The 20,307-nt window shown below is 58.4% G+C and carries 26 protein-coding genes and 5 pseudogenes; 12 read left to right on the top strand and 19 right to left on the bottom strand.

All coding sequences use genetic code 11. The features are described 5' to 3' along the window. Positions 1-102: 102 nt before the first annotated feature. The 4 genes and pseudogenes from BSY16_RS21360 to BSY16_RS21380 all read left to right on the top strand — a co-directional run. Positions 103-566, top strand: a pseudogene (locus tag BSY16_RS21360) (IS5 family transposase); the annotation flags it as partial. A 59-nt stretch (positions 567-625) separates the two neighbouring features. Then, positions 626-1,030, top strand: a complete 405-nt coding sequence (locus tag BSY16_RS21365; RefSeq protein WP_083243048.1) for a LysR substrate-binding domain-containing protein — start codon at positions 626-628, stop codon at positions 1,028-1,030. A 190-nt stretch (positions 1,031-1,220) separates the two neighbouring features. Further along, positions 1,221-1,925, top strand: a complete 705-nt coding sequence (locus tag BSY16_RS21370) for an IS6 family transposase (RefSeq protein ID WP_069061916.1) — start codon at positions 1,221-1,223, stop codon at positions 1,923-1,925. A gap of 578 nt (positions 1,926-2,503) precedes the next feature. Beyond that, positions 2,504-2,731, top strand: coding sequence for a hypothetical protein (locus BSY16_RS21380; protein WP_069061918.1), 228 nt, complete (start codon positions 2,504-2,506; stop codon positions 2,729-2,731). Positions 2,732-3,720: 989 nt separating this feature from the next. Here the strand turns inward: BSY16_RS21380 and BSY16_RS21385 are convergent. Next, complete coding sequence (locus tag BSY16_RS21385; RefSeq protein ID WP_069061919.1) at positions 3,721-4,200, bottom strand: hypothetical protein; 480 nt, start codon at positions 4,198-4,200, stop codon at positions 3,721-3,723. A 45-nt stretch (positions 4,201-4,245) separates the two neighbouring features. Next, on the bottom strand, positions 4,246-4,383 hold the full coding sequence (locus BSY16_RS32515; RefSeq protein ID WP_171902467.1) for a hypothetical protein: 138 nt from the start codon (positions 4,381-4,383) through the stop codon (positions 4,246-4,248). A gap of 791 nt (positions 4,384-5,174) precedes the next feature. On the opposite strand from BSY16_RS32515, the gene BSY16_RS21395 reads away from it, so the two are divergent. Further along, entirely contained in the window at positions 5,175-5,420 is a 246-nt protein-coding gene (locus BSY16_RS21395) for a BrnT family toxin (RefSeq protein WP_069061920.1), read from the top strand. After that, positions 5,420-5,719, top strand: coding sequence for a BrnA antitoxin family protein (locus BSY16_RS21400; protein ID WP_069061921.1), 300 nt, complete (start codon positions 5,420-5,422; stop codon positions 5,717-5,719). The genes BSY16_RS21395 and BSY16_RS21400 overlap by 1 nt, the downstream gene beginning before the upstream one ends. 477 nt (positions 5,720-6,196) lie before the next feature. Here BSY16_RS21400 and BSY16_RS32830 read toward each other — a convergent pair. Then, a pseudogene (locus tag BSY16_RS32830) lies at positions 6,197-6,627 on the bottom strand (transposase); the annotation flags it as partial. Position 6,628: 1 nt separating this feature from the next. Here BSY16_RS32830 and BSY16_RS21410 point away from each other — a divergent pair. Beyond that, a complete protein-coding gene (locus BSY16_RS21410; protein WP_286157377.1) occupies positions 6,629-7,021 on the top strand; it encodes an EamA family transporter in 393 nt (130 codons plus the stop codon). 42 nt (positions 7,022-7,063) lie between these two features. Here BSY16_RS21410 and BSY16_RS33290 read toward each other — a convergent pair. From BSY16_RS33290 to BSY16_RS21450, 9 genes and pseudogenes are all read right to left on the bottom strand, one after another. Continuing rightward, a pseudogene (locus BSY16_RS33290) lies at positions 7,064-7,247 on the bottom strand (Tn3 family transposase); the annotation flags it as partial. Between the two features lie 108 nt (positions 7,248-7,355). Next, positions 7,356-8,576, bottom strand: coding sequence for an arsenite efflux MFS transporter ArsK (gene arsK, locus BSY16_RS21415; RefSeq protein WP_069061923.1), 1,221 nt, complete (start codon positions 8,574-8,576; stop codon positions 7,356-7,358). After that, on the bottom strand, positions 8,576-9,985 hold the full coding sequence (locus BSY16_RS21420; protein WP_353652393.1) for an NAD(P)-binding domain-containing protein: 1,410 nt from the start codon (positions 9,983-9,985) through the stop codon (positions 8,576-8,578). Before BSY16_RS21420 ends, arsK begins: the two co-directional genes overlap by 1 nt. Before the next feature lie 44 nt (positions 9,986-10,029). Continuing rightward, positions 10,030-10,350 (bottom strand): ArsR/SmtB family transcription factor, encoded by a 321-nt coding sequence (locus BSY16_RS21425; protein ID WP_069061924.1) that lies wholly within the window; start codon positions 10,348-10,350, stop codon positions 10,030-10,032. Positions 10,351-10,411: 61 nt separating this feature from the next. Continuing rightward, positions 10,412-11,122, bottom strand: coding sequence for an arsenical resistance protein ArsH (arsH, locus tag BSY16_RS21430; protein ID WP_069061925.1), 711 nt, complete (start codon positions 11,120-11,122; stop codon positions 10,412-10,414). Beyond that, positions 11,115-11,540 (bottom strand): arsenate reductase (glutaredoxin), encoded by a 426-nt coding sequence (gene arsC, locus BSY16_RS21435; RefSeq protein WP_171902468.1) that lies wholly within the window; start codon positions 11,538-11,540, stop codon positions 11,115-11,117. The genes arsH and arsC overlap by 8 nt, the downstream gene beginning before the upstream one ends. Before the next feature lie 2 nt (positions 11,541-11,542). Beyond that, positions 11,543-12,241, bottom strand: a complete 699-nt coding sequence (locus tag BSY16_RS21440) for an aquaporin (protein ID WP_069061927.1) — start codon at positions 12,239-12,241, stop codon at positions 11,543-11,545. Position 12,242: 1 nt separating this feature from the next. Further along, positions 12,243-12,752: an arsenate reductase ArsC gene (locus BSY16_RS21445; RefSeq protein WP_069061928.1), complete on the bottom strand. Its 510-nt coding sequence runs from the start codon at positions 12,750-12,752 to the stop codon at positions 12,243-12,245. 19 nt (positions 12,753-12,771) lie between these two features. Then, positions 12,772-13,131: an ArsR/SmtB family transcription factor gene (locus BSY16_RS21450; RefSeq protein ID WP_069061929.1), complete on the bottom strand. Its 360-nt coding sequence runs from the start codon at positions 13,129-13,131 to the stop codon at positions 12,772-12,774. Positions 13,132-13,383: 252 nt separating this feature from the next. Between BSY16_RS21450 and BSY16_RS21455 the strand changes: the two genes are divergently transcribed. Then, positions 13,384-13,992: a hypothetical protein gene (locus tag BSY16_RS21455; protein ID WP_069061930.1), complete on the top strand. Its 609-nt coding sequence runs from the start codon at positions 13,384-13,386 to the stop codon at positions 13,990-13,992. 67 nt (positions 13,993-14,059) lie between these two features. On the opposite strand, the gene BSY16_RS21460 is transcribed toward BSY16_RS21455, so the two are convergent. Both BSY16_RS21460 and BSY16_RS21465 read right to left on the bottom strand, forming a co-directional pair. Next, a complete protein-coding gene (locus BSY16_RS21460) occupies positions 14,060-14,614 on the bottom strand; it encodes a hypothetical protein (protein WP_069061931.1) in 555 nt (184 codons plus the stop codon). Between the two features lie 129 nt (positions 14,615-14,743). Further along, positions 14,744-15,154, bottom strand: a complete 411-nt coding sequence (locus tag BSY16_RS21465) for a hypothetical protein (RefSeq protein WP_069061932.1) — start codon at positions 15,152-15,154, stop codon at positions 14,744-14,746. 543 nt (positions 15,155-15,697) lie between these two features. Here BSY16_RS21465 and BSY16_RS33135 point away from each other — a divergent pair. Both BSY16_RS33135 and BSY16_RS31560 read left to right on the top strand, forming a co-directional pair. Next, a complete protein-coding gene (locus BSY16_RS33135) occupies positions 15,698-16,000 on the top strand; it encodes a DUF982 domain-containing protein (RefSeq protein WP_069063615.1) in 303 nt (100 codons plus the stop codon). Between the two features lie 131 nt (positions 16,001-16,131). Next, positions 16,132-16,347 carry a hypothetical protein gene (locus BSY16_RS31560; protein ID WP_083243050.1) on the top strand — a complete coding sequence of 72 codons (216 nt, stop codon included), beginning with the start codon at positions 16,132-16,134 and terminating at the stop codon, positions 16,345-16,347. Between the two features lie 110 nt (positions 16,348-16,457). Here the strand turns inward: BSY16_RS31560 and BSY16_RS21480 are convergent. From BSY16_RS21480 to BSY16_RS21500, 5 genes and pseudogenes are all read right to left on the bottom strand, one after another. Continuing rightward, a pseudogene (locus BSY16_RS21480) lies at positions 16,458-16,670 on the bottom strand (integrase core domain-containing protein); the annotation flags it as partial. Positions 16,671-16,858: 188 nt separating this feature from the next. Next, entirely contained in the window at positions 16,859-17,134 is a 276-nt protein-coding gene (locus tag BSY16_RS21485) for a hypothetical protein (protein WP_069061934.1), read from the bottom strand. A gap of 67 nt (positions 17,135-17,201) precedes the next feature. Then, positions 17,202-17,582 (bottom strand): DUF6481 family protein, encoded by a 381-nt coding sequence (locus BSY16_RS21490; protein ID WP_069061935.1) that lies wholly within the window; start codon positions 17,580-17,582, stop codon positions 17,202-17,204. Between the two features lie 29 nt (positions 17,583-17,611). Further along, the gene (locus BSY16_RS21495) at positions 17,612-17,836 is read right to left on the bottom strand and encodes a hypothetical protein (RefSeq protein WP_069061936.1); all 225 of its coding nucleotides are present in this window, start codon (positions 17,834-17,836) and stop codon (positions 17,612-17,614) included. A 121-nt stretch (positions 17,837-17,957) separates the two neighbouring features. Continuing rightward, positions 17,958-18,167, bottom strand: a complete 210-nt coding sequence (locus tag BSY16_RS21500; protein WP_034806062.1) for a cold-shock protein — start codon at positions 18,165-18,167, stop codon at positions 17,958-17,960. 511 nt (positions 18,168-18,678) lie between these two features. Between BSY16_RS21500 and BSY16_RS21505 the strand changes: the two are divergent. Continuing rightward, positions 18,679-19,729, top strand: a pseudogene (locus BSY16_RS21505) (sensor histidine kinase). A 177-nt stretch (positions 19,730-19,906) separates the two neighbouring features. Then, on the top strand, positions 19,907-20,278 hold the full coding sequence (locus tag BSY16_RS21510) for a response regulator (RefSeq protein ID WP_069061937.1): 372 nt from the start codon (positions 19,907-19,909) through the stop codon (positions 20,276-20,278). Positions 20,279-20,307: the final 29 nt, after the last annotated feature.

The raw sequence follows: 20,307 nt of genomic DNA on the forward strand, positions 1-20,307 counted from the left end.
TGCTGGCATTTTTTCTCTTCGATTGGGCCGATGAGGATCAAGGATATGACGAAGTCATAGCGCTGGCTTTCAGATGATGCGTGGAAAGCACTCGAGCCACACCTGCCGAAAAAACAGCCCGGTGCGCCTCGGGTTGATGATCGGCGCGTCATCTCCGGCATATTACACGTGCTCAAGGTGGGGTGCGCTGGTGCGATGTGCCCGAAGTCTACGGGCCTGCCAAGACGATCTACAATCGCTGGTCTCAGCGTCATGTCTGGCAACGCATCTTCGAAAAGATGGCAGCGGTCGGTCCGGTGCCGCAAGAACTGTCCATCGATGGCACGCACATCAAGGCGCACCGTTCAGCACAAGGCTCAAAAGGGGGCGCGGGCGCAACGATTGGCACGTCGCGTGGCGGAAGAGCGAGCAAAATCCATTTTTTGGCCGATGGTCGCGGTAGACCGGCCGCCTTCGCTCTGACACCGGGAACCATCGCCGATATCAAGATGGCCATTCCTTTCCTGGAGGCAAGCCGGCCGACAAAGCGTCTCCTGGCAGACAAAGCCTACTATGCCGACAGTCTGTAGGATTGTCTTCGTCATGCCCGGATCACAGCCGTCTCGGTGAGATAGAGCTCGTCTGGATGTGCAGTCCAACTATCTACAATGGCGTCGGGATTCTCGAAAAAAAGGAAATGCTGAAATATCCACTTCTCACTCAGTCGGCAGGCTCCATGCTTCGGCCGATCCTTCACGAGGTGATCGACAACCCACGTTTACCCTTCAGCAAAACGATATCGTGCAACAACATGTCTGCTCTGGCCGAGTTGGCTGCCCATGGCCTGGGCATTACGATATTACCCAAGGCTTTTTTCAGCCGGTACGTAAACGAAGGCCGTCTGCACATCATGAAATCGGAGTTCGAACTGCCGAAACTTGAATACTTCCTAACCTGCAAGAACGATTATCACGGCGCCTTCTTCGAAGAAATCGCAGAGATATGCCGTAATATTTGCGACTTCACCAAAGGTGCACAAAAAGAACCATGAGGCAGCGCCTTCTGCGCCGGTCAATTCCCTTCATTTCATTTTATGCCGCCGAACGAAGCTGTCGCCGTTTTGCAGTTAATTGCGAGACTCCGTCCGCAAAAATTGCAGCACATTATTCAAAGCCGAGCAGTTACGATTGGCGATGTCACGGTAACGCCTTGTGATGAGCGGCTGCGATAGATGCCCGTTCATGAACACCTCGCCAGTCAGCTATAAGCGCCATCGCTTCCCACCCCAGATCATCGCCCATACGGTCTGGCTCTACTTTCGGTTTCCGCTGAGCCTGCGCCTTGTCGAGGAATTGCTGCTGGAGCGCGGCATTGCCGTCTCCCATGAAACGATCCGCCGCTGGGGAATGAAGTTCGGCCCGGATTATGCGCGTCGCCTTCGCCGAAAGAAGCCCAGCGGGAACGATGTGTGGCATCTGGACGAGGTCGTCATCACCATTGCCGGCAGGAAAAACTGGCTATGGCGGGCCGTCGATCAGGACGGGTATGTGCTTGACGAAATCGTCCAGAACCGCCGCAACACCAAGGCCGCCAGGCGATTGCTGATCCGTCTGCTGAAGAAGCAGGGTATCGCACCGAAGCGGATGATCACTGACAAGTTGCGCTCTTATGGAGCAGCCCAACGACAGATCATGCCGCATGTCGAACACCGATCCCACAAGGGTCTGAATAACCGGGCCGAGAATTCTCATGTGCCGCTGCGAAAACGGGAGCGGATAATGCAAGGCTTCCGATCACCGGGAGGCCTTCAGCGCTTCGTCTCTGTTTTCTCCGCTGTCCGTAACCTCTTCGTCCCACCCCGCTCACAACGCTCCGCATTCCAAACCCGGGCTCACCACATCCTCGCGCTCGTAGAATGGAAAGCTGCGGCCGGAGCCATGGCCTGAGAACAATCCCCAAGGCACAGCGTCTCCTATGCATCCGAAGTCAGGTTAAGGTGACATCGCCCCTAGGGGCTATTCAGTCCTATAGCCTGAAAGAACAGGACGGATACATTTTCCTCCCTATAGGGCCGAAGCTACTGTTCTGCGCGGTGCACAACCAGGGGACGCTCAAGCGGTTTAAAGCTCGCAACCACATTGAACAACTGCAAAGCCTGAATAAGCTGACCATTCGACGTGCCGCGGAGGTAGTGTTCGCGCGGGACGAGCGGGACCTAAACGAAGTGCGTGAGCTGATGGGCGCGCGACCGGGGGGGAAACGCTGCTTGAACGACTGATAAAGCACCGCGAACAAATGCGAGGCATCGAAAATGACGACGATCTGGGCGGGCAGGACTGATCCAGCGGTCGCCCGCGGGGCGTCTATCAAGGCGGCGAAAGAGGCCGACGTGTTTATCCAACCGTAGAGATCGACAATCCCGTTGCGCTTGGCATATTCCTCCATTGCATCCATTGGAACAGTGCGTCGGTTCGAAAGTTTTTCTGCGGCCTTCGGAGGCTGAACACGAGGAACGAGAACTTCCATGCAGCAACTGATCCCACCGCCGAGCCGCCCGCTCAGTGACGTTGATACCCTACTCGAATGCGAAGAGATGCTGGAAAATCCGGTTCGGGGTTTTATTGAGGCTTTCGTCCAGGCCGGCGGGCCACCGACTGTGGTCTACAAGGCAGTGAAAAATGTGGTCGACCAACAGGCGCATTCCTATGCCGAGGATCCTGATCCGGCCGATGACGCGCCTAGCATCTCGTGAGTGGGTGATACCGTATTAGGCCGGCAAACTCCCGAGATGGAATAAAAAGGGGCGAACGGAACAAGCGGCAGGCAACGCCGTTTGATGTGCGCGGCAATTGATGTGCTTCCACGCTCATATTTGGTTCCCCAGCCCGCCGCAACAGAAGGTCGCTTCGATCCCCCTCCGAAGCGGCCTTCTTTTTTGATCGACACTGCCGTATCGACTATATGGATTGCCCGGCCCTCGGCCGGTGGGCATTCGAAGAAATGTCGCGCCCCTACGCTTTGGTGCGGGAACATCAAAGCCGACACCTCAGAGCCAGCAGTTTTGACGACAGAGAAGAGATCAACTCAATCGGTTGGGGTCAGTTCGACACGCTTAAGCCGCTAGTTTCTTCAAGATGAATGCACCCAGAAAGCCTCCTACTACCGCCGAGCTGGCGGTAACCCAATCGGGAGCATCCAAACTTTGAGCTATCGACACGCCGAGGCCAGCGGGGAAGCCTGCGAGAAGCGCGTAGAGAAGATTCTTCATGTTCACCTGACCTCAAATTCGAGACCGCTAAAATCGCGCTTGTGAAAACATCAAAACAATCACGCGTCAAGAGCAGTCGGGAACGCGCCTTGCCAGAGCCTGTCGCGGCGCGGAAGGCGTTTATCACGGCGGCGGAAGAAGCAGGGTGTTCATCCGCCTGTAGGGACTGGCGATCCTATTTTAGGCTGGCGAGCTTCCGGCGCCCCCTACGGTTATGTTTCCCGCTGGAAATGCCATCCGATCATCAACCTCTCAACGTAGGATACTCCCAAGATCCTTTCAGGCAATTGCGAGATTCTTTCACCAAGTCAGCATAATCCGCCTTGAAAGGGGCGGCTAACTGCGTTTCCAGATAAGCCAATACCCCGCGCAACACAGCGAGTTCGGCAGTGCTTTCAAAACAGGATGCTTCAGGCGTAGGCGCTCTGCCTTCTTCGCACCACCGCGAAAGCAGATCAAAGAGGACCAAGGCCTCATCTAGTGAAAGCCGGATTTGCAAACCATCGCCTCGATGTAGAACGTGCGTCATGGGGCCATTTGGCATGGACTGCGAAGGGCAGCAATAGGCAGAGCCCGCCGCACCGCGGATATGCGGCCTCGGTACCGGTGTCGGTCCAGGTCAGGTCGATGTCTCCATCCTCTTCAGACACCGCCTTGAAGAGCTTCTTGGCAACGATCGGCAGCAGCGCGCCGTCGGTGCCGATGGCGATGCCGGTCGAACCGCCAGTTGCAACGAACGCGTCACCATTGGCGTCGGCAAACAGTGCGATATCGACAGAGGCTCGCATGGCGAGGTCCCTGCCCTGGCCGTCCTTCAACTGGATGGTGACGGCACGAACGTTAGTGGCTTCAGCGCCGACGACGATGGATGCGTCCGCAACGGCACCGCCAAGATCGACGACATCGTCCGGGCCGACGATAAGCTTGTGGGGATTGGGACGACGGATGGTCATCGGTCGGGCTCCTGAGTTGGTGGGGTTTAAGGCCGCGCAGCCGTGCTATGCCGCGACGAGGTCGTCAGCGACCAACCAATGGTCCTCGATACGGACGAAGGCCTTCCCGTCCGCATGGACGGTCTGGGCATCGACGGTGCCGGCAATACCGGCGATGGGGCAACGAAGGTTCATACCGATCATGTTCTGCTCCTTTTCCTCAATCGAAGATCGACTCGACTCTTTTCTAAGTTGTGCCATGATGCGCGTTGGAGTGGGGGCAATCATCATGGAATTCAATCTTGCGTGGCGAACTGTGTTCGCCACTTTTCTTTCGTGCGCCCTAATGGGCTGTGCCACGTCCTACTCAGAATTTCGGAAGAACCCGCACAAGGTGAGCAAGGCCGCGCTGTGTCGAACATTCATCGAAACGCGTGACCAGGGCTATCTAATTGACCTGACCGCGGAACTGGCACGACGAGGAATAAACCCTCTCGAATGCCACCAGATGGTGCAACAACAGAACCAGGCCGCTGCGGCCGTCGTCGGCCTTGCGTTGATCGGCACGGCCGTTGCCGTTTGTGCCAACAACAACTGCGGTCGCCCCTACTACCCAGCCTACTCCGGCTCCTGCCAATATGAATGGCAGTATGACTCGAGGGGCAGGCGGTGTGGGAGACGAGCCGCGTCCTATCGGGCCGGCGGTTGGTAACCACATATGGAGGAATTGATGACTTACCTAAAGTTAGCGACGGTGGCAGTGGCTATGGTTGTGTCCGCTTCGGCGGCACTTGCACACGGAGGCGGCTGCCGAAAAAGCTCGCCGCCTGGTCAGTGTTGCCACATGGACAACAGCACTGGCTCAGTTCACTGCCATTGAATGTGTGAGCTTGTCCTTCAGAACTGACATGGGCGAACCTTTTCCGTACACATAAATTCATTTCCCGTGTACGATAATTCTTGCATCAGTCTATTTTCCGTGTACAAATAATCCCATGAAGATCGTATGGGACGAACTGAAACGCGAAGCCAACATTGCCAAGCACGGCATGGACTTCGCCGCGCTTACAGTCGAGTTCTTCGAGGACGCGACCGTCGTTCCTGCCAAGCTAGGCAGGTTTCAGGCTATCGGTCGTCTCGCTGATGGAACCATCGTCGTGATCTTCGCAACTCTCGGCACTGAGGCTGTATCCGTTATCTCGATGCGCCCGGCCCGGAAAGACGAAAGGGACCTGATCTGATGGCTATCAAATACAGGAAATACGAGGATGTCCCGGAGCCGAAAGGCTTCACAAAACAGGATTGGGACGAGGTGGCCGACAACCCGCCGATCACGAAAGAGCAGATGAAGCAGGCGAAGCCGTTCAAGGAAGCATTCCCTGAACTTGCCGAGAGTATCGTGAAGTCCCGCGGGCGCCCCAAAACCGAAGACCCGAAGGAAGCAATCACGTTACGCCTGCCACGTTCGGTTCTTGAGCGCTGGAAGCGCGATCCAGAATGGCGGGCAAAGATGGCTGAAGTTCTGGAGAAGGCTGGCTGAAGCCCCTGCCTCTACCCTCCACCGAGGATAAGAGAGAAGCATCAGAGAAGCACGAAAACCGGGGTAGCGTATGAACGAGCCGACAGACAGGTCAGGGTTTCAGGACGTGCATTTGCCCCGGCTGTCGTGGCGACTTGGATGGGCCGTTGGTAGAGCCCTTTGTCATACCGTCATTTTCTTCATATCGGCGGCGCTAACTTTGACAGCGATCATCATCGGCTATCGTCTGCTCAATTGAGAGAATCTTGAGAAGCCCACCCCCGGGTGACAAACCGGGATGGGCTTTCTCTGGCGCACTCCCGGAGGGAGGATGGTGGAGCGGACTGTCGGGGTTGAAGCGACCTTGGAAGCTTGGAAGGCTCTTGCCTCACCTCGAAGAAGCCCGCGAAGAAAGCAAGGGATGTGCATGACACACATACCCTTGAGCCTGCCGACCAGCGACAGGTGGGTGAATTAGTCGTCTGTGAAGAACCGCGTTTAGCAGATTTGCAATAGTGGATTTTCTCGGGTTTGCACCTTGAAGCTGGCCCATAGAATAGCCATCAAAATGCTGAGCCATGCCAGGATGCGTCGGAAGTTGTAGCCGATGGCAGCGAGGATGGCGTTGGCGGCGTCGCCGTTGGCATGTGCGAGCTGGTTCCGGCCCATGCGATGGTCGGCCTTGAGATGTCCGATGACGGGCTCGACCGCCGAGCGCCTGCGCATCTCACGTTTGATCTGATCTGTCATTCCGCGCTTCTGGCCGGCGGTATAGACCTTGAAGCGGTGGGTCGGCGGGGCGTTGTGGCCCTTGTAGCCGGCGTCTGCGATGATGCGGGTGAGCGTTGCGCCGACCCGGGCTCGATGGCGGGGATGACGGTTTCGAGCGTGTGGCCGTCATAGGGCTTGCCGGGGAGCGCCTGGATGTGGGTGACTATCATCGCCAAAGGACTAAAGGGCATCACTGGACCTCAATTGGCCCTCGTCCAGTGTCTTTGCGGCATCGTGTTCATGTCGCTGGTCGTGCCGGCAGGACCTTTGGAGGTATCATCCGTGCAATGGGGGTGGTTTGCTGTTATCGGCGTCGTACATACTGGCGGTGTTTACATGCTGCTCTACGACGCACTACCGAAACTATCGACGCCCTTGGCCGCCGTACTGTTGTTTCTCTACCCGGCCACTGCGATCATTGTCGATGCCGTCGTCTACGGCCATCGGCTTGGGTCGGCGCAATACGTCGGAGTAGGCTGCATTCTGATCGCAAGCCTCGGCGTGACGCTGAAGTGGGGGGTTCGCCGCTCCCTGGCAGTTTCCGCCGCTTGAGGAGCCGAGGAACATGAACTTTGCGCATTTTTGCACCACTGCTCACGCGGCGATTTTGCCGAAATCTATCCGGTTGTCCAGATCGAGGTCGAACCTGCCGTAGTGATTGACGGGGCGTAAATCAGCGGCGTGAGGCCGCGGTAATCTTCCGGTGCCATACGACCGTGCCACGCTGGCTCGGACAGCACCGTTTGCAGCTGCGCGTGTTCACATAAACGAGCGACGCTCAAAGGAGGTTGAGGTGATTGCGCTTTCCACACCAGTTCCGTCGTTAAAGGCGCGCCGAAGTCTCTGCGGGGAGCCAAGGATATCAAGTTGTGCCCACATAACGCTATTACCGATATGCCTCCGAGAGAGGCGGGCGTGCAGCCAGACGGACTGTAACGAGGATGCCGAGGAATGCGATGGCGGCGATACCTCCGATCAGCGCTGTCGCCCAGATTGACGGGACGACCCCCGTCCGTGCGAGCGACATGGACATGGCAAGCGGGGCTACTGCGGACGTCATCTGCTTGGCAGTCGTAACCCATCCCATGCGGCTGCCAAAACCAGCCTTCCCGAACAGCTCAAGCGGCAGCGTCCCGCTCACAATGCTTGTCAGGCCGGACCCAAGTCCGAAGCAGATGGCAAACAGGACCGCGCCGGAAATCGACGGCGTTGTTAGCATCAGGATCGTGAGACCCAACGGAATGAGCAAAGTGGCGATCAACGCGAGCCATCTCTGGGGCAATTCTCCGCCGAAGACCAGATTGATCAGGCGGCTCGCCACCTGTGAAGGACCGAATAGCGACGCGACGACAAGCCCTGCGGCTCCCATGCCCAAGGCCTGGGTCAGGGGAACCATGTGAACGAGGATGGCCGACAGGGCATATCCTTCGATTGCGAAGCCGAAAAGCATCAGAAAGAACAGGAGATTCCTATTCGAGACGGCCCGAGCGGGCGCGTCGGGCAAAGGATTTCCTTTGGACACCGACACTGCACTCGTCGTCAGACGGGCCAGGGCCAGATGGACAGGAAGGCAGACCGCGAGGTTCATGACCGCGAACACTATGTAGACTTCGCGCCAGGACAGGAAGCCATGCATCCACGACGTCAGCGGCCAGAACATCGATGAAGCGAAACCCGCCATCAGCGTGAGGTGAACGATCGAGGTCTGGGCCCTGTTTCCTCCCGCCTGCACGATTGCGGTAAACGCCGTTGCGTAGAGGACCGTCGCGGAAATCACTTCGGTCAACGCCAGCGAGATCGCGAACGTCAAAGGCCCAGGCGACATCGACATCATCAACAGGCAGGCGGCGGCAAGGACGGACCCGATGGCCATCAACCGTCCAGCGCCGATCCTGTCGGCAAGTGAGCCGGAAAACGGCGCGGCCAAGCTGCCGGCCAGCAGCGCGATCGAGAACGCGCCGAAAACCCATTGTTCAGATTTGCCGACGTCGCGTGCTATGTCCGGCACCAGGACACTGAATGCATAGTATAGCGTACCGTACCCGATATTCTGCGAGGCTCCCAAGCCGATCAGGGCCCAGAGCGGCAACTTCTGTTCGCTGCCCATCACGCTCGTTCGACCTCGGTTTTCGCCGATCCGCAACCACAACCCGACTTGCCGTCCGCCTTCGCGTCGGCGTCAGCAACGCAACAGGCGTCTACGGCGACCGGAGCCAGACCTCCGCAACATCCGGATGATGCCGACGTTTGCGGCGTAGCGGAGCAGACGCCTGTTTCTGGCAGCACGAGTTCGACACGCCGCGCGCCGTCGTGGTCACCCGCGAGTTCAGCGACCACAGAGCGAACCTGCTCGTATCCGGTCTTCATGAGGAATGTCGGCGCGCGCCCATAGGACTTCGAACCCACGATGTAGAAGTCCTTCTCGGGATGCGACAGTTCATCAATGCCATGAGGCGGAACCGTCCCGCAGGAGTGAAGGTTCGGGTCAATCAGGGGAGCAAGCGCAGGCGGGGCTTCGACAGCGGGTTCGACATCGAGGCGCACCTCCCGGAGGAACGAGAAGTCGGGTCGGAACCCCGTTGCGACCACGACCTGGTCCATCTCCAGCTCCGTCGGTTCCCCGTTCGCTACCGCGGACACGATCACCTTGTCGTTCACCGATGTGACCTTGCTCGCCGAGAACGACGTCAGCATCTTGAGGTGACCTGCGTCCATCGCTTTTTTCGCCGCGAGACCAAGCGCGCCACGTTCGGGTAATTGGTCGTTCAAGCCGCCCCCGAGCAGCTTCGCGACGCCCCGGTGGCGAAGCACCCAGTAGATTTCCGTAGACGGGTTCGACTGCTGAAGCTCCAGTAGCGCGAGGGCGACATTGATTGCTGAGTGGCCACTTCCCACCACGAGCGTACGCTTGCCGACGAAGTTCGACCGCTTGGTGCCGACAACGTCCGGAATGCCGTAAGATATTCGGGCTGCTGCAGCCCGTTCACCGAGGACCGGGAGACCGTTCGCGCCCATTGGGTTTGGCTGCGTCCAGGTGCCCGAGGCATCAATCACCGCGCGTGCCTCGATCTCGTGGTCGCCCTCATCGTCCCGGTATCGTATTACAAACGGCGCGTCCGCGCGGTTCTTCGAGGATACCTTGTCGAGCCCTTGTCGTGCGATGGCCGTGACCGTCGCTCCAAGCCTCAAGGCCTTTTCAATGGCCGAAATGCGGGACAGGGGCGCGAGATAATCTTGCACGATGTCGCGGCCGGTCGGTAGTTCGTCAGAAGGCGGAGACGTCCAGCCATTGTCGTCCAGTAGCCGCCGCGCGGCGTCATCGATGTTGTACTTCCATGGCGAGAACACCCTGACATGGCCCCATTCGAGAAGCGCTGTGCCGACGGAGTTGCCTTGCTCGAAAACTACGGGCGGCATACCCGCCTCCAGTAGCCGTGCCGCCGCGGCCATTCCAACGGGGCCCGCGCCTATAACCGCAACGGGAAGAGCGCTACTGGGCTTCATCTCAACCTCCATCGATATTTCCAGAAACTTCGAAATTAGAGCGCAAAAAAACGCGGTTAGGCAACGACCTTCGCCGCTGGCCGCGCGCATTCCTGATCGGCACAGCACTCGTTCACGAGATAGCCGATCAGCTCGTTCATGTGTCTGTAGTTCGCCGTGCAGATCAGCGTCGTTGCCTGGCGGTCCTGAATGACCAGCCCCGTATCGACGAGACGCTTCAGATGGTGCGACAACGTCGATCCTGGGATATCCAGCTTTTCCTGGAGACGGCCGACGGGAAGCCCCTCCTCCCCCGCGCGAACCAAAGCGCGGTAAATCCGGAGGCGGGTGACGTTCCCCAAGGCTTCAAGTTGCGATGCTGCTTTTTCGATGATCATGGAAATACGCTACCCGACAGTCGTCTAACGGTCAAGGTTATTTCCACAACCATCGAAATAATCAAATCGACTTCAGCTTGACCCGCTGCTCGAGCTTCTCGGCGTCTTCCTTCCGTTCGCTGTAGCGGTCGGTGAGGTAAGCCGACGCATCCCTCGTCAACAGGGTGAACTTGGCCAGTTCTTCGCATACGTCGACAACACGGTCGTAGTAGGACGATGGCTTCATGCGGCCGTCGGCATCGAACTCCTGAAACGCCTTCGCCACCGATGACTGGTTCGGAATGGTGATCATCCGCATCCACCGTCCCAGGATACGCATCTGGTTCACGGCGTTGAAGGACTGGCACCCACCGGAGACCTCCATCACCGCTAGCGTCTTTCCTTGTGTCGGCCGTATCGAACCGAGCGCCAGGGGAATCCAGTCGATCTGCGCCTTCATGATCCCGGTCATCGCGCCATGGCGCTCGGGGCTGATCCACACCTGGCCCTCCGACCACTGCGACAGCTCGCGCAACTCCTGGACTTTGGGGTGGCTGACAGGCGCTTCGTCGGGAAGCGGCAGTCCCTTGGGATCGAACACGCGCACCTCGCATCCGAAATGCTCGAGCAGACGCCGTGCTTCGTGCGCGAGCAGCCGACTGTAGGAGACCTCACGCAGTGAGCCGTAGAGGATAAGGATGCGCGGCTTGTGCGTGGAGAACGCTGGTCGCAACGCGTCGAGATCGGGAGTGCGGAAATACTCCGGCGACGCCGCGGGAAAGTCTTCAGACAATGCGCTTTCCTTCGTCGTCTAGGACACGTTCGCCGTCTTCCTTGATAAACGGTCCCTTGAACGCGTCCGCGGGCAGGATATCGAGGACTGCTTCAGACGGCCGCGACAGGCGCGTGCCCATCGGCGTGATGACGAACGGCCGATTGATTAGAATCGGGTCCTTCAGCATCGCGTCGAGAAGCTCGTCGTCGGTCAGTTGCGGGTCGGAGAGGCCAAGCTCTGCATAGGGCGTACCCTTTTCTCGGATCGCCTGGCGCACAGTCAGTCCGGCGTCGGCAATCATCTTCACAAGCTGCTCGCGTGACGGCGGGGTCTTGAGGTATTCGATAACGGTCGGCTCGATTCCTGCGTGCTGGATCAATTCGAGAGCATTGCGGGAGGTCCCGCATTCGGGATTGTGATAAATGGTGACGTCCATGATCATTCGGCTCCTTGAACGGTGATTGGGGGAATTTCGTTGCGACGTTCTGCGAAGAGCCATCCTGCAAGGGCAGCGGCGATCAGCGCGCCGAAAACTTGTGCAACGATGAAACCGGGCAGATCGGTCGGCCGAATGCCGGAAAAGGTATCCGTCACGCTCCGGGCGATCGCGACTGCCGGATTGGCAAATGACGTCGACGCCGTGAACCAATAGGCGGCGGTGATATAGAAGCCCACCAGGGCCGGGATTGCGTCGATCTTGAAGCGCAAGCCGCCGAGGATCGTCAGCAGCAGGCCGAAGGTCGCTACCGACTCCGCGATCCATTGGGCCGACCCGGTGCGCACCGTCGCGGACAACTGGAATATTGGAAGGTCGAACATGGCATGCGCGACCAACGTTCCGAATACGCCGCCGACGATCTGGGCAAGGATATATGGTGCAACCGCGGATGCCTCGAACTCGCGTCTGACCGCGAACACTATAGTGACAACCGGGTTGAAGTGCGCGCCAGAGATCGGACCGAGGATCGAAAGCAGGACGAACAGTATCGCGCCTGTCGGAATGGTGTTGCCCAGCAAGGAAACGGCCACGTCGTCGGTCAGGCGGTCAGCCATGATACCCGAACCGACGACGGTGGCGACGAGGATCGCGGTGCCAAGCGCTTCCGCGACGAGGCGACGGCCGAGATCGACAGTCACGTCACTCGGCCTTCTGGTTGTTTTGCCCGATATCGTCAAGCCGCTTCTGGAGCGCCAGTTTGTCGAGGCTGGTCATCGGAAGGCTGGTGAAGATGGAGAGACGGTTGTTGAGCATCCGGTAGGTATCGTCGAAAGCGAGATGCTTCTCGGCCTCCGTCCCTTCGGCGGCCGTGGGATCGGGTACGCCCCAGTGGGCGGTCATCGGCTGACCCGGCCAGACGGGACAAGCCTCGTTGGCCGCGTTGTCGCAGACAGTGAACACGAAATCCATCTGTGGAGCGCCCGGCACCGCAAACTCTTCCCAGTTCTTCGATCTGGCGAAGCTGGTATCGTGATTTAAGGTCTTCAGGAGCTGGAGCGTATAAGGGTGGACCTCCCCCTTCGGCTGGGAGCCGGCCGAGTAGGCCTTGAACTTGCCCTGGCCGACCCTGTTAAGGATAGCCTCCGCGATGATGGAGCGGGCGGAATTGCCCGTGCACAGGAAGAGCACGTTGAATGTCTTGTCGGTCATCGTGGTTCTCGTCGTTGGCTCAGTTAGCGTTGGCTGCCTCATCAGGCAGGCAGCATGGGGTAAGTTCCTTGATCAACGGAGCGCAGAGCTCGGCATTGCCACCGCAGCAATCCCTGATCAGGTAGAGTGTAACTTCACGAAACCGATCGAGGTCGGAACGATAGATGATCGAGCGACTCTGGCGGTCGCCGCGGACCAGTCCGGCATTGGCGAGGATCGATAGATGGGCCGACATCGTGTTTTGCGGCACGCCGACAAGGCGCGCCAACTCCCCTGCCGCGACACCGTCCGGTTCCCGCGCGACAAGCAGGCGGAAGGTCTGCAGACGCGTGGGCTGGGCAAGTGCGGCGAGCGCCGCTATCGTTTGAGTCTTATCCATATATCCAGAGTAATGGATTATTTGACGTTGTCAATATATGGGTCCGTGTCATTGCGCGCCTTGTCGGCGTTATGCGTCCGGGCGATGTGGCGCTCCCGATTCACCGGCAAGCTGCGGCTGAGAACGACGAGCCTCGCAAACGCATTGATCCAAACGGACGATCACCTCCCGAGGCATTTAAAGCTCGGCGAATTGCTTTTTGGACGCGTTTCCCGTAGGGGGATCGCACAATCCTTTACGTGAGATCGACCCATGAGAATGCCGCAGCGCAGCTTCGTCGTTGAATTCAACTCGCGTTCCCGGCAAACTAAAGCAAGCAAGCCCGCGTCAATCTGGGCTGACACGGATTTGAAGGCAGTCGCGCGGCAGGTCGAAGAGCAATCCGCACATCTGTTCGATCAGTCAGCGGATAGAGAGGCGGCCAAGGCTGCAGCTTCCCGGTTGGAAGCGCCACCTCAGGTCCCCTCCGCGCTGCAGTGTTCGACTTTACCTTCGGAGTCCGAGACCCCAATGGCCAAATCGCAGGTCACTGACGTTCGGCTCGCAGACAACACGATGGCGAAGGATGTTAAAAATGGGCCGCCCGAAACGGCCGGGCAGCCACCTGCCGCTTCCGAAACAGCGGCTCCTGCGCCTCAACGCATGACGGTACGCAAGATAAAAACGCGCGCAGTGCAATCCGAGCGCAAAGCCGCGCCACGAACGGCGCCAGCAGGCGGCCTCAATGCGCAGGAGGCATTCGCTTCGGCTACCGATCTCGCCGCCCTTGAAGGGGAAAACAGGCGGCTGAAAGCGCTGTTGCGGGAACATCTCTCTGCTGAACACGCACAGCTAGCAGCCATGCTTCTGCGCTTTCAATAGGCTGTCTTCCGTACCCTTCTCGTCAAGGTACGATCTAGGTTGCGCTCCAACGCTTCGGGATCACGCCTTAAGCGTCAGGACCGCCAAATCGCTCCAGCATTTTATGAAGTTGAGCATTCTGCTGCTTCAGTTTCTCCGCCAGCTGGCGCGTTAACGCCCGGATCTCCACATCAACCCCGGCGACCTCCGCATGGATGTTGGCGCCGGATGGTCTGGTGGAGGTTTGACGGTCGGCCGCGGCCTCCACCTCCTGGTTCACCGGCTCGGTTGGAGCCGGCTTCTTGCCTCGTCTCGGCCGCGTAACTGGCGGTGTGCTGGCGATCGCCGCTTCGGGCTCCCTTTTGCTCTTTTGAGCAAGACCTTGATTGGATCTTTTGGATGAACGCGTCGCTACACGATCGATAGCGTCGAGGTTCGCAAGAGAAATGCCGTCATCGGCTTTGGCGTCCGCCAAGATCGTTTCGTCGGCGTGCGTAACATTCTCGCGCTTGAGTTCAAGGAAGGGCTGAACCGGCGCCGAAGAAGACGAGGAAGTCTCCTGCCCATCGGCCAATTCCTGCGCCTCTTCCGGCGATCGCCGCCGGAAGACCAGTTGTCCAATCATTTTCCACGGTGACTTCATTGTGCTTCAACCTCTGGCGTCCGCAGCATGACGTCACGTATTCTACCGCGGGTTCGCGGCGAACCCGAGGCGCGAGAAGTGTTATCGCGCTTGCAACCGAACTGGCTCGGACGCGACCCTGTCATTACATCAGGCCAGACCGAGCCGTTTACGCAGATCCGCGTTTTCCGAACGCAGTTTCTCGGCCAGCGTTTGGCGAAGACGCTTGTTCTCTTCTTCCAGCTGCAGAAGTTCCGCCATCTCGTCCAGAGCAGGAGCGGAGGCTTTCGCTATGGCCTTCGCCGGCTTGACAGCGGCAGGAGTTCTTTTGGCCCTGGTTTTGATCGGCTTTTCCGTGATCACCGCGACGTTGGTATCAATGCCAGCGTTTGCACCGTGCTTCTTACGCTGTTTTGCAACAGTCGCAGTCTCCAGCGACGCAGCCTTCGAGTCAGGAGTAGATTTCGCGCGCCGAGGAGCTCGCTGCTTCTTCTGCACCGGAGCATTCACCTCTGTCGATGCCACTTCACCGTTCTCGATCGTGTTGTTTACATCAGCCATAAATTGTCTCCCTCTAAGCCTTGATCGCCTTTGTCCGTCGGCTTGAAGATCGAGTCAATATCTTCGCGTCTCTACTGGAACACGCTGGCTATCAATGGAAGAAAATGGCGCACGCGCCTGCAACGAAACCGCCGTCATCGGAGCAGCATCGAGCGGTGGTCGGGCGATAGCTCGAAGCGACCGCGGCGCCTCATCAAGAGCGGCGCGCTGGGGTTCTATGTCGAGACCGACGATGCTTGCCTTTCTCGAACACGGGCCTATCCGGCAATGGGGGCACTCCATAATCACAATGAAGGTGCCAGCGAGTTGCTGCCAGGCTTTGTACTCGGCCGTCTTCGTTCGGCCTCCTGCCTTCTTATTGACAAAGAGACCGTTGATGGACGCATGGGAAGAGCGATGCGGATCATGCGGCCGCCTCTGAAAAAATTCGACCTTCCGACCGCGACCAATCTTGAAACCGAAAAAGTTCGAAAATACATTTCCGGCCGGCGCACGATTCCGACGCCACCCTTGTTGATCACCAACGTTTTCAGTGAGGTAGAGATGAACTCGAAGGTATTTGATAAGCCCGTCTATCTGAAGGAACGCAGGGAACTCATCCGAGAGATAACGTGCTTGGAAGACGCCATCGACTTTCTGGAAGAATGGCCGGAAAGAGATCGTGACATCGTGCACGATGCGGCCCTTAAGACCTGCTACATGGCCTTTGACGGTCACAAACCCGTAAAGATCGGACGCGATGCCATCCGCTCCTTTGGGGAAAAGAAGGGCATACTGGTGAAATCCCCCGGCGTCATGCCGTGGATGATCCGTTCGCGTTCCGGCGGCGGGCGCTTGTCCGCGTAGAGTCTGTAACGATTGGGAGAGGCTGCGATCGCGGCCTCTCTTCCCAAATGGCCAGTTCATGCTGCCACCTCGCCCGCCGATTGGAACTTTTCCGCGCCGGCCGAAGTTGGTTTCGTGACAAGGAGACCAGCATGGCCATTGCCCCAATCGATCCTACGCCCAAGCAACCGCCGGATGTCATTCCTGATCTGCCGCCGGATTTGCCCGAGCCGCCCATCAAGGAACCGGACCCGGACGTCCTTCCGGACGAATTGCCGAACCCTAACCCGGATGAAGGCAATGACTTGCCGAGGAAGCTTCGTAAGCGTCCGGTGAAGCTCCCTTTGAGATTTCCCACGAACGCCTGAAGTTACCTTGACCTGCCCCTGAACTTTCATCCGGCAGCGATTAGAGCCTCGGCGGTTTTGAACCGCCCCAAGTTTCTGGACCAGCGGAGGGTAGAGTTTTCCGGCCTATCTCAGGGAAGCGGGCTGGCGGCGCTTCCCGGATTCATCAGCGAAATCGGTACCTTGTTGCCGATCGCACCATGGGGTCGAAACTCATTATAGTCTCTGCGCCAATCCTCCATCTTTTCGCGGGCGTCCGCAAGGGTCAGGAACCAATGCTGGTTCAGGCACTCCGCTCGGAAGCGGCCGTTGAAGGCTTCGATAAAAGCATTGTCCGTGGGTTTAAACCCGCCCCAGTCTACCAAGGAAAGGACACTGCTTTCAGACCCGGGGGCTTTGGAGACCAGCCTCAGAGTGGCTTTTGGCTCCGAGGAGCATCTGAGTTCGATTGGCGGCGGGGTTACACGTCAGAAAATGTGCATCAGGGCCACTGTCGGTGCAACCCCGGCCAACTCTCGTTGCAAATGGGCAGTCAGGCTCGATCGTAGGTGAAGGATGTCAGCAAGGTCGTCACGAAGTTGCTGGCCCTTTCCTTGACAAGCACTTCGGTCCATTCATCGCTTTCTCGAAGTCTGAGATCGGTATAGATGCTGTCGACGGCGGCTTCTTCGATACGTTTGATATGTGCCTTGAAATTTGCCTCGCCGCCAGCGTGGTACATGTCGCGAATGACCATGCGCAGAATTTCCTGGATTGCGATTTGCCACGCCGTGTTGATCGCCTGGAGCTCGGTCGCATTCGGTGCCATTGGGGCTCCTTTCTTTGAAGTGGAGCCCTAATAAGGGCGTCATGGATTAGGTTGGTTCAGGCAAAGGCTAGGCTTGCCTTGCCTTGCGGTTGGCGTAGCGTCTGTCGCGTTCGGCCTTTCGCAGCGCTTCATCTTCGACCACCCTCGTTATCCGGGCTTTTTCGGCGCGCTCCCGCGCTTCGGTTTCAGCGGCTACCGCGGCCTCAGCGGCTGCCTGCCGCTCCGCGGCCTCGATCTCGATACGCGTCTGCTCCTCAAGCTTCACGCGCTCGCGTTCAACACGTCGTTCTTCACGAGCGTTGGAAATGGCTGTGCGTTCCGCCTGCCTTGCGATCCTGGCAGGTTCTGCCGCGGCCTTTGCCGCACGGTAAGCATTGAGCAGAGCGGCTTTGGCCTCACCGGATGAGGAGCGGCGGTCGGCGACTTCGTTGTTTCTGGCGTTCTTCATTCTTATCCCGATCTTGAGTGGCGTAGCGATCAGCACGACTTGGCGCGTTTGGCAATGAGATTGGATGTCGCGGACATGCGGTCGGCCAATTCCTTGGCAAGACGCGCCTCTCGCAGCCTGACGGTCTTGGCATCCCGCACCCGAGTAACCGAATCCAGCTCTTCTACCGCGTTGTTTTTGGCAAAGAACTGCGTCTGCTCGTTGCTAAAGGCGATCTCCGCCTGCTGGCGGGATTTACTGTGTGTTTCTGTCATGGAACCTCAATGGAGTTCGGCTGGCAACCGAAACGAAAAAGGCCAGGCAAAACGCCTGGCCTCGATGAAACAGCTTCCGGCAGTGCCAGTACATCCGTGGTCAAAGGGAAGCGAATCTCAACTATGCCGACTGCAGATTGGTCGCCGACATCTTGCCCGACTTGTTGTCGCGCTCGAGTTCGAAGCCGATCTTCTGGCCTTCGACGAGTTCGCGCATTCCGGCGCGCTCGACAGCGGAGATGTGAACGAACGCGTCAGCGCCGCCATTGTCAGGCTGGATGAAGCCGAAGCCCTTGGTGGAGTTAAACCATTTTACTGTGCCAGTGGTCATGACGAACCCTTTCAAAGCATAGAATGAGGGCCCGCGGAAGCAATGCTTCGCGGACGGTGATACGACTATTTTTGAGAGAGAAGGTTCGAATAGAGCGCGGTGCCAATCGCGCGGTAGACAAAGCTCGGCAAGCAAAAGATCGATAACGCATCTATAGGGTATTGAGATTACCACGTCAACGATTAGTTTTTGCTGGGCGCCGCCTCATCCATAGGTTGCCCCATCTAAATGAGTCATCAGATTCCTGAAAAAGACATGCTGCGGTAACCATATCGAAGCCGCTGGGTTCCTCAATTGTTGACGACGCTGAACGCCTCGTTGTTTTCTTGAGGGATGCGAACCGGCAACCCTACCTTCCGCTCGATCAACGACCATGCCAACGAAGTGTAATGCCTGTTCAGGCTCGATATGATATGTTGTCTTAGAACGTCAGTGTGATTTGCGTCCGGCGGCGTTCCTGCCGAGTGATGGCTCGTACCCTGCGAGTTTTCGGCCCTTGAGGGCCATTTCCATGTCGAACGCACCGATAGTTCATTTCGAAGCGGCGAGTACGCTTGCCGTGGTGGTTTCATCGAACGAGCCGCTGCTTTTCCTCTCCAAAGACCAGAGGGTCATTGCAGCGAGCACATCGTTCTGCCGGACGTTCGAAATCGATCCCGCGACTATTCCCGGCAGACCGCTCGGTTCGCTTGGAAACGGCGAATGGGCAATGCCCAACCTCGCCTCGCTCCTGCAGGCGACCGCTTCCGGAAGCGCGCGGATCGAGGCCTACGAAATCGATCTCCAGCGGCCAAACCGCAGGACGCGACAGTTGATCGTCAATGCGCAGATCCTCGACGATGGCGACACGGCGCATATCCGGCTCCTGCTGGCCATCACCGACGTCACGGACGCGCGCGCCGAAGCGAAACTGAAAGACGATCTTATCCGGGAGAAGGCCATCCTGATGCAGGAGGTCCAGCACCGCGTCGCCAACAGCCTTCAGATCATCGCCAGCGTTCATGCAGAGCGCACGCCGGGTTCAGTCCGAGGAAGCGCGCGGCCATCTGCACAACGCCCATCACCGGGTCATGTCGATCGCGGCCGTGCAACGGCAGCTTTCTACGTCCAGCGGCGGCAGCGTCGAGCTTCGCACCTACTTCACGCAGCTTTGCGAAAGCCTTGGCGCGTCGATGATCGCCGACGACGACCGGCTTTCGATATCGGTGACAGTGGATGACAGCGCGGTGGAAGCCGACATTTCCATCAGCCTTGGGCTGATCGTGACCGAATTGGTGATCAACGCGCTCAAGCACGCCTTCCCGGGGCAGCAAACCGGCACGATCCTTGTCGACTATTGCTCAACGGGCGGCGACTGGACGCTTTCTGTCACTGACGACGGCATCGGCATGCCGACCGGTAGCGTTGCCCCCAAGTCCGGCCTTGGGACCGGCATCGTCGAAGCGCTTGCCAGGAACCTAAACGGCGAAATCCAGGTGAGCGATGCGAACCCCGGGACCGCCATAACCATCAGGCATCGGGGAGACGCCGATCGCCAAACCAGACTTCCGGCCGCCGCCTAGAGCTATTCCAGCAAAAGTGCGCAGCGGTTTCGCGCCCGGAATTGCAAAAAACAAAGAGAGGGAGCGTTTTCGCGATTCGAAGAAAAGCGGAAACGATCCAGGAACTTATCCCCCGCTGGAACGCTCTATCAGGGAGCGGACAGGGTCCGCTTCAAACGATGCCCTGATGAGGGTCAGATGTTCAACGGCAAGGCGGTCATCCTCGTGGTCGAAGACAGTGCTCTCATTCGGATGAGCGCCATCGATCTGGTGCGATCTGCGGGTTACGAGGCCCTTGAGGCGAGCGACGCCGACGAGGCCATTCGCATCCTGGAAGCGAGAGCGGACATCGACCTGGTGTTCACGGATGTACAGATGCCGGGAACGATGGACGGCATCAAACTGGCCCACTACATCCGTGATCGATGGCCGCCGGTGAAATTGATCGTCGCGTCCGGCAATGCAATCATCGAAGAGAGCAACCTGCCGACGGGGAGCCGGTTCTTCGCGAAACCCTATGAAGATCATGCGATCGCAGACGCGATGGCCCGTATGCTGTTGAGCCCATAGGGGTCCCCGCGCGTGCCGGAGGCATGTCC

This window comes from Sinorhizobium sp. RAC02 (genome assembly GCF_001713395.1).
In the GTDB taxonomy this organism is placed as follows: domain Bacteria; phylum Pseudomonadota; class Alphaproteobacteria; order Rhizobiales; family Rhizobiaceae; genus Shinella.

What these genes read in the sequence shown, in the direction of transcription:
- BSY16_RS33135 (WP_069063615.1), top strand. Translation starts at nt 15,698, where the DNA reads ATGAACTCGAAGGTATTTGATAAGCCCGTCTATCTGAAGGAACGCAGG.
- BSY16_RS21460 (WP_069061931.1), bottom strand. Translation starts at nt 14,614, where the DNA reads ATGAAGTCACCGTGGAAAATGATTGGACAACTGGTCTTCCGGCGGCGA.
- BSY16_RS21450 (WP_069061929.1), bottom strand. Translation starts at nt 13,131, where the DNA reads ATGGATAAGACTCAAACGATAGCGGCGCTCGCCGCACTTGCCCAGCCC.
- BSY16_RS21455 (WP_069061930.1), top strand. Translation starts at nt 13,384, where the DNA reads ATGAGAATGCCGCAGCGCAGCTTCGTCGTTGAATTCAACTCGCGTTCC.
- arsC (WP_171902468.1), bottom strand. Translation starts at nt 11,540, where the DNA reads ATGGACGTCACCATTTATCACAATCCCGAATGCGGGACCTCCCGCAAT.
- BSY16_RS21510 (WP_069061937.1), top strand. Translation starts at nt 19,907, where the DNA reads ATGTTCAACGGCAAGGCGGTCATCCTCGTGGTCGAAGACAGTGCTCTC.
- BSY16_RS21385 (WP_069061919.1), bottom strand. Translation starts at nt 4,200, where the DNA reads ATGACCATCCGTCGTCCCAATCCCCACAAGCTTATCGTCGGCCCGGAC.
- BSY16_RS21425 (WP_069061924.1), bottom strand. Translation starts at nt 10,350, where the DNA reads ATGATCATCGAAAAAGCAGCATCGCAACTTGAAGCCTTGGGGAACGTC.
- BSY16_RS21370 (WP_069061916.1), top strand. Translation starts at nt 1,221, where the DNA reads ATGAACACCTCGCCAGTCAGCTATAAGCGCCATCGCTTCCCACCCCAG.
- BSY16_RS21500 (WP_034806062.1), bottom strand. Translation starts at nt 18,167, where the DNA reads ATGACCACTGGCACAGTAAAATGGTTTAACTCCACCAAGGGCTTCGGC.
- BSY16_RS21420 (WP_353652393.1), bottom strand. Translation starts at nt 9,985, where the DNA reads ATGGAGGTTGAGATGAAGCCCAGTAGCGCTCTTCCCGTTGCGGTTATA.
- BSY16_RS21445 (WP_069061928.1), bottom strand. Translation starts at nt 12,752, where the DNA reads ATGACCGACAAGACATTCAACGTGCTCTTCCTGTGCACGGGCAATTCC.
- BSY16_RS21365 (WP_083243048.1), top strand. Translation starts at nt 626, where the DNA reads ATGTGCAGTCCAACTATCTACAATGGCGTCGGGATTCTCGAAAAAAAG.
- BSY16_RS21380 (WP_069061918.1), top strand. Translation starts at nt 2,504, where the DNA reads ATGCAGCAACTGATCCCACCGCCGAGCCGCCCGCTCAGTGACGTTGAT.
- BSY16_RS21490 (WP_069061935.1), bottom strand. Translation starts at nt 17,582, where the DNA reads ATGAAGAACGCCAGAAACAACGAAGTCGCCGACCGCCGCTCCTCATCC.
- BSY16_RS32515 (WP_171902467.1), bottom strand. Translation starts at nt 4,383, where the DNA reads ATGATCGGTATGAACCTTCGTTGCCCCATCGCCGGTATTGCCGGCACC.
- arsK (WP_069061923.1), bottom strand. Translation starts at nt 8,576, where the DNA reads ATGGGCAGCGAACAGAAGTTGCCGCTCTGGGCCCTGATCGGCTTGGGA.
- BSY16_RS31560 (WP_083243050.1), top strand. Translation starts at nt 16,132, where the DNA reads ATGGCCATTGCCCCAATCGATCCTACGCCCAAGCAACCGCCGGATGTC.
- BSY16_RS21465 (WP_069061932.1), bottom strand. Translation starts at nt 15,154, where the DNA reads ATGGCTGATGTAAACAACACGATCGAGAACGGTGAAGTGGCATCGACA.
- BSY16_RS21495 (WP_069061936.1), bottom strand. Translation starts at nt 17,836, where the DNA reads ATGACAGAAACACACAGTAAATCCCGCCAGCAGGCGGAGATCGCCTTT.
- BSY16_RS21485 (WP_069061934.1), bottom strand. Translation starts at nt 17,134, where the DNA reads ATGGCACCGAATGCGACCGAGCTCCAGGCGATCAACACGGCGTGGCAA.
- BSY16_RS21400 (WP_069061921.1), top strand. Translation starts at nt 5,420, where the DNA reads ATGGCTATCAAATACAGGAAATACGAGGATGTCCCGGAGCCGAAAGGC.
- BSY16_RS21395 (WP_069061920.1), top strand. Translation starts at nt 5,175, where the DNA reads ATGAAGATCGTATGGGACGAACTGAAACGCGAAGCCAACATTGCCAAG.